The organism is Vibrio sp. YT-19(2023) (genome assembly GCF_033337395.1).
In genome coordinates this window covers 24,762-37,038 of sequence record NZ_JAWOQN010000010.1, presented here as the reverse complement: position 1 = coordinate 37,038, position 12,277 = coordinate 24,762, and the positions used below count along the sequence as shown (strand labels likewise).

Annotated in this window: 15 protein-coding genes; 2 read left to right on the top strand and 13 right to left on the bottom strand. The window is 42.7% G+C overall.

What is annotated here, in order from left to right:
* Nucleotides 1–323: 323 nt before the first annotated feature.
* Together R7E78_RS09435 and R7E78_RS09430 are read right to left on the bottom strand one after the other, a co-directional pair.
* Complete coding sequence (locus R7E78_RS09435) at nucleotides 324–1,409, bottom strand: AAA family ATPase (RefSeq protein ID WP_046224244.1); 1,086 nt, start codon at nucleotides 1,407–1,409, stop codon at nucleotides 324–326.
* Entirely contained in the window at nucleotides 1,406–2,515 is a 1,110-nt protein-coding gene (locus R7E78_RS09430; RefSeq protein ID WP_046224245.1) for a hypothetical protein, read from the bottom strand. Before R7E78_RS09430 ends, R7E78_RS09435 begins: the two co-directional genes overlap by 4 nt.
* Before the next feature lie 349 nt (nucleotides 2,516–2,864).
* Between R7E78_RS09430 and R7E78_RS09425 the strand changes: the two genes are divergently transcribed.
* Complete coding sequence (locus R7E78_RS09425) at nucleotides 2,865–3,239, top strand: hypothetical protein (RefSeq protein WP_052715035.1); 375 nt, start codon at nucleotides 2,865–2,867, stop codon at nucleotides 3,237–3,239.
* 209 nt (nucleotides 3,240–3,448) lie between these two features.
* On the opposite strand, the gene R7E78_RS09420 is transcribed toward R7E78_RS09425, so the two are convergent.
* The 4 genes from R7E78_RS09420 to R7E78_RS09405 are packed head-to-tail and all read right to left on the bottom strand — an operon-like array spanning nucleotide 3,449 to nucleotide 5,399.
* Nucleotides 3,449–3,820 (bottom strand): hypothetical protein, encoded by a 372-nt coding sequence (locus R7E78_RS09420; protein WP_180827199.1) that lies wholly within the window; start codon nucleotides 3,818–3,820, stop codon nucleotides 3,449–3,451.
* 57 nt (nucleotides 3,821–3,877) lie between these two features.
* Nucleotides 3,878–4,120, bottom strand: a complete 243-nt coding sequence (locus R7E78_RS09415; protein WP_014386860.1) for a hypothetical protein — start codon at nucleotides 4,118–4,120, stop codon at nucleotides 3,878–3,880.
* Between the two features lie 25 nt (nucleotides 4,121–4,145).
* Complete coding sequence (locus R7E78_RS09410; RefSeq protein ID WP_046224247.1) at nucleotides 4,146–5,096, bottom strand: DNA-methyltransferase; 951 nt, start codon at nucleotides 5,094–5,096, stop codon at nucleotides 4,146–4,148.
* Between the two features lie 39 nt (nucleotides 5,097–5,135).
* The gene (locus R7E78_RS09405; RefSeq protein ID WP_226977602.1) at nucleotides 5,136–5,399 is read right to left on the bottom strand and encodes a hypothetical protein; all 264 of its coding nucleotides are present in this window, start codon (nucleotides 5,397–5,399) and stop codon (nucleotides 5,136–5,138) included.
* A gap of 379 nt (nucleotides 5,400–5,778) precedes the next feature.
* Here R7E78_RS09405 and R7E78_RS09400 point away from each other — a divergent pair, with 379 nt between their 5' ends.
* Complete coding sequence (locus R7E78_RS09400) at nucleotides 5,779–6,054, top strand: hypothetical protein (RefSeq protein WP_032073047.1); 276 nt, start codon at nucleotides 5,779–5,781, stop codon at nucleotides 6,052–6,054.
* A gap of 4 nt (nucleotides 6,055–6,058) precedes the next feature.
* Here R7E78_RS09400 and R7E78_RS09395 read toward each other — a convergent pair whose 3' ends face one another.
* From R7E78_RS09395 to R7E78_RS09365, 7 genes are all read right to left on the bottom strand, one after another.
* On the bottom strand, nucleotides 6,059–6,574 hold the full coding sequence (locus R7E78_RS09395; RefSeq protein WP_032073046.1) for a hypothetical protein: 516 nt from the start codon (nucleotides 6,572–6,574) through the stop codon (nucleotides 6,059–6,061).
* Nucleotides 6,571–7,080, bottom strand: a complete 510-nt coding sequence (locus tag R7E78_RS09390) for a thermonuclease family protein (protein WP_041154785.1) — start codon at nucleotides 7,078–7,080, stop codon at nucleotides 6,571–6,573. Before R7E78_RS09390 ends, R7E78_RS09395 begins: the two co-directional genes overlap by 4 nt.
* Nucleotides 7,081–7,090: 10 nt before the next feature.
* Nucleotides 7,091–7,501, bottom strand: coding sequence for a hypothetical protein (locus R7E78_RS09385; protein ID WP_131815226.1), 411 nt, complete (start codon nucleotides 7,499–7,501; stop codon nucleotides 7,091–7,093).
* 196 nt (nucleotides 7,502–7,697) lie between these two features.
* Nucleotides 7,698–9,272: a hypothetical protein gene (locus R7E78_RS09380; protein ID WP_046224250.1), complete on the bottom strand. Its 1,575-nt coding sequence runs from the start codon at nucleotides 9,270–9,272 to the stop codon at nucleotides 7,698–7,700.
* An 18-nt stretch (nucleotides 9,273–9,290) separates the two neighbouring features.
* Nucleotides 9,291–10,166, bottom strand: a complete 876-nt coding sequence (locus tag R7E78_RS09375) for a DsbA family protein (RefSeq protein ID WP_032073044.1) — start codon at nucleotides 10,164–10,166, stop codon at nucleotides 9,291–9,293.
* Nucleotides 10,167–10,178: 12 nt separating this feature from the next.
* A complete protein-coding gene (gene sppA / locus R7E78_RS09370; RefSeq protein WP_014386852.1) occupies nucleotides 10,179–11,141 on the bottom strand; it encodes a signal peptide peptidase SppA in 963 nt (320 codons plus the stop codon).
* A gap of 2 nt (nucleotides 11,142–11,143) precedes the next feature.
* Complete coding sequence (locus R7E78_RS09365; protein ID WP_014386851.1) at nucleotides 11,144–12,274, bottom strand: hypothetical protein; 1,131 nt, start codon at nucleotides 12,272–12,274, stop codon at nucleotides 11,144–11,146.
* Nucleotides 12,275–12,277: the final 3 nt, after the last annotated feature.

The window sequence follows — 12,277 nt, the reverse complement described above, 5'->3', positions numbered from 1 at the left end:
TGAAACGAAGTTGAGTGATCAGCGAAGCCGCATCAGCGGTGAACGCTACTGATCATATATAGATCCATAGGATCATAAGATCATGCAGCGTGTTAGGTAGCTTAATATCAGGAAATTTCCTAACTTTAAGCTTTGTTTCTGTAAGCTAAAGCTTAATATTAGGAAATTGAAGCTTAATATTAGGAAGTTCATCTCTATCACATAGCTTAATATTAGGAAACACACCTATATCTAAGCTTAAAATGAGGAAACGCCTTAATCCGTATATATAGCTTAATTTTAGGAAAAAGGCGTTAAGCAATAGCTTAATTTAAGGAATTGGATTACTTGGAGGACTTACCAGTACGAAGTTCGGAGAGCTCTGATGCCATGCCACCACCAAATGGGCCATGACTGGTTTGTTGGGCCAAGCGCTTCGATTCCTCAGATAGAAGGGAGTCATCTCTGTGTATCAATCCTGGCTCTTCTGAAAGACGCGATAACCGTCTTTTAACTGGTTTATCTGCTCCTGGCTTTTTCTCATTATCACTATCACCGTCTAATTGATCATTTCTAAGTTGGATAACGACTTCTTGATCAACGTGCAATAGTGAATTGTTACTCCAGTGCAGCCTTATCGGTTTTCTCCACTGCTGGTCAAAAGGCACATAGTTAGCTTTGATATGACGCAAACGAGTCTCTTGTACCGTTCCATCTTTCTTGTCTATCAACTGATCTAAATACAGATGAAGTTTTGACTTTGAGAGAGTGGAAGATAAACCAGAGCCAGAGACGCTGTTGATTATCTCCTTTCCTCTGCTCACATCTTTTGTCGGATGGTGAACAACAAGAACCGCGACATTCGCTTCATTGGCAAGCCTCTCCAAAGCAATTCTGATGTAATAGTCATCATCTACTACGTCAGCTGAGCCAATTGCATCACGCAATGTATCTATAACTACCAAGTCGTACCCTTTGGCCGTGGCAATAAGTTTTTCCAGTGCACTGGATGCTTCTTCCCACTCTTTAGTATGTTTAGATGAGCCTGAACTACAAATTGGATCAGAATGCTTGTATATCCCAATGCTCGATTTTAATCGGTCTTTGATGCTGGTGGAGAACTCAGTCAAATGTGCTTTGATACGCGGAAGTGTTCCGGGCAAGGAATCTTCGATCGGCCATATCAAAGTTCTAAGCACTTTGTTTTCCTCATCCCGTACACCAATTAATGGGTACTCTGGCAAAGCCATCTCATAAGCTATTGATAAAGACAAATAGCTCTTACCAGAATCAGGTGGAGCGATCAGAAATCCGACACTGCCTCGAAACAAACCTTTCAAAATCTGTTCTTTGTTGGAATTGGCTAAACTTTCATTAATGTCTTCTTCGCTTAGAGCGATAACATCCTCATTGTGGAGTGTTGTTGTCATGTCGTTACCTCTTCTTTCTCTTCATCGCCCAGGTACAACAGCATAATATCTTGCTTACCATCGTCACGTACTTTCTCTTGGAGTAGCAATCGGAAATCTCGCAATAACACATCCTTTTTCAAAATGACTTCGGCCATAGTGTTATTGATATGGCGACTCAGATGCTGTTTAGACACTCTAACCTTGTTGGCATAGTAATCTTTAATAAGGTGACTCAGATACTTACCATGTACATATTCACGCTTATGAGCATCAATATATTTACAGAAGTCAGTAACAGCATGTTTGCCCGTTAGCTGCGGGTAGACTTTTAAAAAACGTTTCCGGCTAATAGCTCCCTCTTGTCGCAAAGACGCAGTGAAAGTCTTATGCACTCCAACTATGAAGTGAGTGATCGTATCTGCCCTGATAGATCCTTTATTTTTAATCCCATCCAGAACCAGCAATGGAATGTAGTTGCTGTCCACCAGCTTCATTCGCGTGTGGTAGTGAGGTAGCGTTTCACCATCCTTCTCGTAATCCAAGACCAGTAACATTTGTGATAGCCTTTGAAGTCTTGTCATTACTGTGTTCTTGTTGGCCTTTTGATTTTTCAGGTTCAAGAACTCAAACAGTGTTGTGAAGTCACAAAGGAAGTAGTCGTATACCCCACTAAACATTTTTGTATCGAGAAGGTTGTGGTATTGGTGTGACAACTTATCCAGTTCGACATTAATCTGCGCGAGCTCAATAGCCTGGCGAAGCGTTAAGCCAGATAGGTCTACGTACATCCCCCCTACACTAACGATCCCTTCCAGTAGATGTCTGTCATCGGCCAAGCAGACAGCACTGTATACGTCGATTCTAACGGCATCGAATTCACGTTTATTAGTCCCCTTCTTCCAGTATGGCTTTGACAAGCTGGTGGATAGAAGAGGCTTTTGTGCCAGTAGCTGTTGCTCAAGTTCAGCCTTGTTACCACTGATCCTTGTAATTAAGTCTCGCGGAATTCTACCTGGCAAAAAGATGCAATCCATTAACGTAGTAGTCGATGGCCTGCTGCCAAATGCCTCGTTGACTATCTCAGCAGGGAAATACCCTTCTAAATTGTCTGTGTTACTACTCATTTTTTAATACCGTAATGTTTTTTTGAAGCATACCACATACCTTAAAAAGAGGAAAACAAGCCAAATAGATGTGATTTATACCTTAAAAAAGGACAATAGAACGCTTTACATTTCACGTTATAGCTTAATTTTAGGAAATGTTCGACCATACCTTAATTTTAGGAAAAGCCAGATCACGCTCTTAGGCATTGCTACATAAGACTTTCACATGTGAAAGTGGGCTAAGCGTGTTTCTGGGTCACGGTTGCATTTTTTAATTCCATGATATTATGGAAGTGTAAGTTGAATTGAATGAGGGCTTGACGGTGATGCCGAGATAGCTTTCCAGAGTCAATTAAGGAGACGAAAAATGAGACACATACTTAACCTAGTTGCTTTAGCAGTGATTCTTCTTGGCGTTGCTATGATTGAAACTAACGATAATCAATGGGGTTTGGCTGTAATCAGCGTAGCGGTTGTTTTCTGGTTGATGCCTCTGCTTAGGCTTGTTCATAAAAATGCAGTAGTAATGGTCGTCTTTTGGTCTGGCGTAGCTTACTTTTCATGGCAGGTTGCCGTAGTTGCTCTTTTGGCGTTTGTTGTTTTTTCGGCCACAGCTTCAATCAAGCGCGTTCCAAATACTCCTGCTATTAAAAAGCAACGGTTTATAGTTAATCCTTCTTCTGGTCTGGTGATGAAGAACAAACACTTTGATATCGCTGGCAATGGATTTGCCATTCTCTAGGAGCCATCCTTGCCTCCTAGAGCCCTTAGCAATCTACTTCCACTGAGCCGAGATTGGCAATCTCAATTCTCGTATGACTTTTCCCGTTTGCACTAACAGCTGATATGAGTATATGAGCTGACAATTCAGCTGACTCGTCCATAGTTAAGCCTTGCTCAATACAACTCTGAATGAACATTTCCGCAAGCTCTTTCTTTTTAGGGTCCATTCTATTTGTTCTCCGTGATAGTAATTGCCATAGTTAGATGCTGATTTTCGCTCTCTGGCGCACCTTTTTTAAAAGGAATGATATAGCCGGATTCTGGAAAACCTTCGGCTACCGTGTAAACAGTATCGCTCCCCTCTTCTGTTGGCTTTTGGGCAAATAAAGCTAAAGCTTGCCCTTGATGCTCTTCGTTTAGTAGCCAGAAGGATTGGTTTTCATGTGTGTGTAGCTCTCCATTTGGATGACGCACAAGATATTGTTCAGAGCCATATGCGTCACGCTTCTCTCGTACTTGAACGATATAACCAACAGCATGGTCGAAATCATACTCACTACACATATGTACGACAGGCCCTTTGCTGAACCTGTCGAACATCCTGGTTATTGCACCAACGGCTTAGTCCTGCTTTATCACATTGCTCTGGCATTCTTGCTATCCCAGATTTTTTTGATGTTGCAGAGTATTGAAACGCAACTTGCTTTTAACCAAGCAAAATGTGGCACCTAAGATGGTGCTTGCGGCTAAATAAGCAACGGAGATAAGCGTGATGCGATCCCAATCTAAAGGTGAAGTAGAACCAGTAAAATGGGTTACAGCAGCAAACTCCAGAGCCAGGACTAAAATACAAAGCATGGATACAACCAGTGTGCTTGGTGTGTTTGAAGGTTTGTTCATAATGTACTCTCCAGTAATCACGAGTTTATTTAACACTTCGACCGACACAGGCCAAAGCAGGATTCATCCAAAAGCCAGCAAACGAGCTAAACAACTCAGCTTGTGTTCGCACGTACTCTAAAATTAAGTCACATGCAACCCAACGTCGCCCCGCTCTCTCCGCTGCCAGTCCGGTTTTATTGCTACCAGAAAAGAGATCAACCACCAGCTCATCTTCATTGGTTAGGAACTCAATAGCGAATGATGGAATGTCTGTAGGAAACATTGCAGGGTGTGGTGGTAAACCCAATTCCTTGGCTATCTTCCTTACTGCTGATGTATCAGCACAACGATGACCTCGTTGGATTATGTTTTTAGGGATCTTGCCTTGCGTTTTATTGGAAAAGGCATTCCCTCTTAATCGGTAAGCACCATCACCGTAAGTAGCGATACGACTATCGCCCCCTTGTTCGAGTAATTTCTTATGTTGCTCAGTGTGCTCTACCAAAACTCTTCGGTTATCAGAGCGAACTCGGTCTGGATCGTTCGTAAACCAGTAAACAGGTTCCCACGCGGAACAAAGCTGCATACGGTTAACGCAAGCCCATTGGGTTGGAGCTGGTGGCTTGGATGTGTTTATCCAGGGCCAACGGTCCATTAATGAAAGCCCTAATCGATCATTTAGAGCTAAGACCATACGTTCAAGGTAAGTTGAACGCGAAGGGCGTTTACTTTCAAAAATGTCGTTACTCACGTTGAGTACCACAGAACCCCCTGGCACCAAGTTTTCTACAATTGGTTCCAAAGACTCGGTGATAAAGTCCACCCATGCCTGTTCACTAACATTCCCATACCCGCGCTCGATTTTTAAAGGATACGGAGGGGATGTCACACAAAGGTGGATCGGTTCTCCAAGCTCTGTGAATACCTTTTTGCTATTTCCCCAAATAGCGATGCCTAGATTTGTTGAATATGCGACAAGCTTTACTTCGCCCATTGCTTCATGAAGCCCTTTTTTATTTTTGTTTGCCAGCTTCTATACGCCACGCTCACCGTCCACTTTTTGGATGATATTCATGGACTTTAATGTTTGCTGAAACCAACGAATTTTTCTTTTGATAGGGCTGTGTTGTGCCTTGGCTTTGCCGATTTCGGCTTTAGTATTGATTTCAGCCTCTGATAGCCCGGCTATACTTGCTACCTTCGCATATAGCTCGGCATTGGTCATTGGACCATCAGCTTGTGCATAAGCTTCTTCCACATGGAAAAGCTCCAGCTGCCCCTGCATGTTTGGTTTCATTTATGCTCCAGACCAATATTAATAATTCATAGAATCATTTTATAGTTCTTTAAATGAAATGGCAATATCTAAATCCTGTAGAGATGTCGGTATATCTCTTCGATGGAATTGAACTAATTGGATAATGGGAGCTCTTTAAAGTGATTCATTGTTGAGTTTATGGCGACTTAGCTAGGGTAACGTTTTGTAAAATATGAGATTCCTGCCAACTTATGCCACAGACTTTCACATGTGAAAGTGCGAGTTGGATCTTCTTTATCTATAATGAGATCCTTGCGATGTTCTGACAGAACATTTTATGTTCATTGATAAGATCTACTATATTAACTATTACTTATCGTGAACCTTTGAAAGCAACTTATTTATTGGGTAAATATTAGTGTTTAAATTAAATACACTGCACGAAGCTGTGCCTGGCGTGGATCTAGATAGCCTGCCAGACATTAAAGCAGTAATAGGCCAAGCAGAACCGCTTGAAGCAAGTATGATGACGGTAATTGCATATCGTGAAATGCATAACGCCAACATTTTGAACCTTAGTGAGCGAGAGCGATTTTTTTTGAGTATGTCTTTGATGAAATGCTTTGTGGAGAAAGGGCTTCTATCGTCAGGTGATATGATGAAGTACCGACTTTCACATGTGAAAGTCGGCTGAGGATTTAGTGGATTTGTGTCGGTTGCTGGCACATTGGACAAACGTTACCGCGATAGTTAGGCAATACCAAAACTCTACTTGCCACGTTAACTAAGATTTTGTAGAGCAACATTCTCGCCGTTACCAAACCAACTGCAAAACACCCACCGTAACCAACAACTCTATTTTGAGCAGCTTTTAAGTACTCTTGCCCTATGAGTTCTTCTGCGTTCTCGTAGTTTGTAAGTTCGGTCATAGTTGTTAGATAGACACCTCTAATCTCTTGGGCAAGGAATGCCGCAACACAAAAGATAATGATGGTACACAGTATTCTTACATGGGTTAAGCGGGATATCCCCGCTTTAAACTCATAGTAGATATTGAATACAAGGGAGAACATAAGAGCAAAAAGTAGTGGCTCTGGAAGCGTCAGCTGGTGGAGGTATATCCGGATCAGGCTGATATAGACAAAAATACCAAATACATTCAAAGCCAATGTGCTTACATCCCTACCCAGTTGGTTGTTAATGGATAGTTTCACTTTTTACGTCTCCATTCCCAAGGTGGCATTCTTTCTGCCTCCGGCAATGCCCATAAGCCTACACCATTCTGTTTTGCCTCTTGCTCGTAAGAAAACAGTTCAGTGCTTTTTGCATACCGCCTGTATACCCATGCGTTACCCGTTTTTACCAGTTGTCCGTTTACCCACAAATCATCGACGTAGATATGACCAACAATGCGGCCATAACGATCAACGTCGGTTTGTTCTACACGAACGACTTTCCCACCCACTATAGAAAGAAGGGCTTGTTTTGCTTTCTTTCCCCAGGGTTGTTTCGACTCGGGTGTGTCGATTTCTGCAAGTCTAATACGGTGTTCTTTTTTACCATCGGTACACTGATAGGTGCCAGTGCATGAGGCATCTGTGAGGACTTTTATAGTGTCACCATCGCTGACTCGTACCACCTTCCCATAAAAGGTTTCAGCCATAATTGGTGCATTAAAAACGAAGTAGAGAAGGGTGGTAGTTAGAATTTTTTTAAGCATGATTAATTCCTTACTGTTGTCCTGATAGAGCATTCCACATTTGTTTGTGTAATGCCGAAATAGCGGTATAGGCCCCTTTCATTTCTGGTCGCTCCAGTTCCTTCAAGAACCAAAGAGACCCTAAGAGAATCGCTAAACATCCACCAGCCAGCATTAGATCATTGAACGTCATGAATAGGCTGTACCCAGACAAGCAGACATTGCACAGCATCCAAATTTTAGTGAAGAGCAATCCAGTTGAGTGATAGGTTACAAGCAAGTACGAAATGAAAGATGCGCATACTAGAACTAAAATTGGACCTCCCAACCACGTCGTCCATGTTTGAGTACCAAGAGGCGAGGGTAGTTCTAGTAACCATACTCCAGCACTCCAAATTACAGCTGATGCCATCATGTAGGCTGCTGCCATTTTTATCATCATTTGTGGTTTCATAACACTCCTTACCTATTCCACTTTCACATGTGAAAGTTGTTTTTAGGTTGTTTTTTCATTTAATTCCGATCCATAGCTGTGACGGATACTGTCATCGTTGAACCAGAAGCCCTTTTTGGATGGGGACTTAGTAGTCTCCAATCAAAAAGGCCCCAATTACTGGGGCCGCTTTCACATGTGAAAGTCAATTTGTGCTGATAGAGATAAATACTGACTTTGTGCCATTTACATCTTTCAGCCATGACATTGCACCATAATCTCCATCGACCATCGCGCTGTACCGTTCCCGCACACCTAGACCACACAAGAGGTCATCAATCGCTGTTGTTGGGTCACAGGATGGACGATATGTTTCTTGCCAATGGATATCTCCAGATTCGATGTATGCCTCTTTGATATGGAAGTACTCGCCATTCCAAGTTGTATATAACTTGTCGTCATTTCCAGAAAACAAACGTGGATATATAGCACCGTTTGAATTGAGCTCTGTGACGTTACTTGCTATGGATTGTTCTAATGTGGCAAACATTAGCTTCTCTGTTCTGATGGTATTGCCAACAACATTGTCGCGTTGACGCCACACAGCATGAACATCTCCATTGGTACTGGTTAAGCTAGCTTGCCCTGCATCGGCACTTATATTGGGAATGCCTGAGATAGGAGAGTAACCATTGTTGTCACTACGCCATGTTACGCCGATTAGGTCAGAAGAACCCGACCCTCGGCTTTCAGACCATAGCGCATAGCTAGTAAGGTTAGTGTTGATAGATGCTAAACCACTCTTGACTCCATCATCATCAATAACGCTGCGTTCCACTACAGGCGTATTGAATGGACCAAGTTTGACGGTATGTTTGGCTAGGACATCATTTTCATCATCAGCGCCCTTTTCGATACTTAGGATTTCAAGTACGCCAGGAGAAGTTTCTACTGAATGTATCGAGATAGCACTTTTAACTTCACCGTCACTGTTTGTTTTTATATTTCTCGAAAGTTCTGTCGTTGCAATGATATTGGCTTTTGTGCCGTCGTTGCTTAACCAGGCTATTGCCAATGCATTTGTATCGGAGCCAAAAATCGGAGTTTGCCAGATAACGATGCTTTGTCCTGACGGGTCAGTGAAGAGAGTGTTGTCGGTGATTTTTACTCGACTTTCCTCATTCGTAGCTGCCGCGTCAGTCATAAGTACATGATCAACTTCTAATGGTGGGGACCATTCTTGTGTTGTTGCGTCGTAATAGGAAACGTTCAGTTTCTGGTTGTTACTATTGTCTCTCTGTACCCATGTAATATAGGCATTACCATGATTTGAAAGGCTCATTTGAACAGAGCTCTTGTAGTGGTTTTCATCGACAATGAATGGTTGCCAGTCTGATCTTAGTATTTCACCAATATCGGCACTTATCTTGACTTTGTTAGGTACATTGCCATTCGCATAGTCTTCGATAGGGGCTACAGAAGCATATAGCTCATCCGGTTTGTCATTGTTGGCTTCTTCGACCCAGGCACTGTATAGAACAGCCGAACCATTTTCGTTTTGTAGCTGGATGACAGGAAGTGTTGCATCTCTTGTTGGAGAGCTCAGTAACACTTCTTTTTGCCATTCTCGCTTAGCGACCGTTGTTGTTTCTGTTGAGTTGTCTTGGTTATTGCTTTCACTACCATTGCCATTGGAAGTAGTTCCAGTGCCTCCACTGGAACCACCACATCCTGCCAACACTGATAGTAGAGCAGCTGCTAAAGCTGTTCTTCTTAACATCAATTACATCCTCTGTTGTTAGTTGTTTTCGGATTCAATCATCATTTTTCGAATGATGGCCGCGATAGCTTGTGATGGCTGTGCCCCACGAATAAGCTGAGTTTTCCCAGTTTGGTTATCTACGATGAAAGTCGCTGGTGTACCTGAAATGCCATTTTCAGTAGCTTGCTTCACATCTGCTGCTATTTTCAGGTCGTAACGGCCAGAAGCTAAACACTCTCGAACTAGGGAAGCATCGGCACCAACACTCTCAATAACTTCTGCCAAATTAGGCACTCCACCACCATTGCCTTGTGATTTGGCAAATACTTCGTCTAAGAACACCCAGAATCCACGGTTGCCTTTTTGTTCAGCAACACATTCCGCTGCTAACGCTTCTTTTTCTGCCGCTGGGTTATGAAAACTCAATGGCAGATGTTTCCATTGCCAGTTGATATTCCCGTTACTTGCATCCACCACTTCTTTTGGTGTGTCGTGGAATTTTTTGCAGAACGGACACTCCAGGTCAGAAAATTCCACCAGCGTGAATCGAGCGTTCAGGTTTCCATATATGCGTTTATCGTCAGGCACTTGTTCGGGAGCTGATTCGTATTTTGCGTATTTAGCCTGAATATCCTGTTCGCGTTTCTGTTGAACGAAATGTTCCAGTGCTTTTTGAACTGCATTGTTAAAGCGCTCTTCTGATTTAAAGCGATAGTCACTTTCTAGTTGAGTAATCTTCGACTGGAGAGAATCGCGCTCTTGAATGAGCAACTCTTTGGTCTGGTAAATTTGATATCCCACTGTAGCGACAGACGCTCCCAAAATTAGGGTCATAGCAGCACCAACGGCCAGTAGCTTTTTCTGCATTGGACTGAATGATTTTTGTTGTTGTGGTGTGGTTTGTTCTGACATTACATTTTGTCCTTAGTAAACTTTTACAGTTGCCAATTCATGAATCAGGGTTGAAGCTTCCATTTTTGCGCGTTGTGTTAAGCGCTTAACGATGTCTTCACTTGGTGAGTAATCAACGAGGTTTGTTTCTTCTATAACATTGCGAGAAATAGAGTGTAGGCTTCCTAAACCATCAATTAACCCAATCTCAAGTGCTTGCTCTCCATTCCAGATCAATCCAGAGAACACTTTTGGATCGGCTTTGAGTCGTTCACCACGGCTCTCTTTTACTCGCTCGATGAACTGCTGGTGGGTTTTCGATAGCACTTCCTTCCAGAAGCTAGTTATCTCTTCTGAAAGAGGGGAGAATGGGTCTAACAAAGCTTTGTTTTCACCAGATGTTATAGCTCGTCTTTCAATACCCAATTTTTCCATGAGCCCGGTAAATCCGAAGCCAGAACTGATGACACCAATAGAGCCAACCATACTTGCTTTGTCCGCATAAATTTTGTCTGCGGCCACGGCGATGTAATAGCCACCAGATGCACCGATATCATCAATTACAGCGATAACTTGTTTTTCTGGGTATTCTGCTTTTTGAGCTTGAATCTCTTCGTATATTCGACCTGCTTGCACAGGGCTTCCACCAGGACTGTTTATTCGTAGAACGACAGCTTTTGCATGGGGATTTTTGAAAGCAGCCTGAATGGAAGGTATTAGATGATCTTCATCTGCAAGTGAACCCGCAGCGATTTCTCCTTTGATATTAATGAATGCAACATGTGGAGTGTCAGCTTTGGATGTCTGCCAAGGTAGTCCTCCTGGATTTGAAGCTACGGTTAGAAATGCAACTATCATAAGGACAAAGCCAAGGGAGCGAATCAACTGAATCCCTCTTCGCCATCTTCTGTCTTTTACCTGTTCCTTATGGAGGGTAAAGACCAGATCTTTAATCATGTCTTTTTCCCATGCTTCTGGTTTATTGTTTTCACTCATGTTTATTCCTTAGTTGTGGTTTGTTTTCGACCTGGGTGAGGTGGAACCAGAAACAGCTCCCATTCTTCCTCGGTTAATTTGTTCTCTTTCGCTAATTCAAGTTTGTCGGCTTGTTTTAACCTCTCTGATAACGTGGATTCCGCTAACCCGAAATTAGTAGCGACTGCCGCAACGGAAGGGTATCCCTTGCCATTTATCACAATTTCAACATCGGCTTTTCGATTAGGGGGAATAGCGTTGAGTACCTTTTCCCAGTCCATATCTGAAAGCTCGTTACATCGTGCCTTTTCCAATAATTCTCGATGTCGAAGTCTCTGGTAGAGAGCCGAGTACGTTAAGTTAGCGGCTTCGGCTAGATGGTTTAACGTGGGGTAGGAATCACCTTTATAGGTGATAGGTTTGTTGGCCGCCTTTGGGCCCTTGTTTGGAGCTGGTGGTTCAGATAAGACTGAGTTCCAGTTCTCATCTGTCATAGTGTTGGTTTGGTAGGCTTTTAATAGCCCTTTATCCCTAATCCTTGAATAGAGAGTCCTTTCTGCTTTACCAGTTTGTTGGGCCAGTTCGGTTAAACTAGCGTAGGGTTTTCCTTTGACGTAAATAGGTGAACTCTTTCTTCGCCTTGCTTTACGTTTTTTAGTCTTTTTTTCTGGGCAAAATGTGCCAGCTTCTCTTTGTTCTATGAAGACAGAGCTAGTTTCTGCGTTGAAGAACTCATCCGCTATTCTATTTTTAAGCTCCGTTGCCCTGGCTATGACGACATCAAGCATTCGATCAACAGCCACAGCATTTGCTGCACTATACGGAACCAGCTTTCCTTCGCGGTTGCGTTTAAGGCTAAGTGCTTCTGCTTCTCGGCAAAGCTCTGTACATTGAATAGCGAAATGTCCGGTATCTTTCATTAGGTATGATGAAATGATGCCGCTCATTTTCCTCGTGAATCTTGAAGTCATATATTGAACATGCCCATCCATCAACTCCTGGCTTTCTATACCAAGCTTTCTGGACAGCTCTTCAATATCTTTTTGTTTATAACGGAAAGCCGAGTGTTTTAAGCTTTGTGCATTACGAATAAGCTCTTGACTCGCGCCATGTCTCTCCAAGTCGGATATTAGGAATGGGGCCAATAGATCCATGCG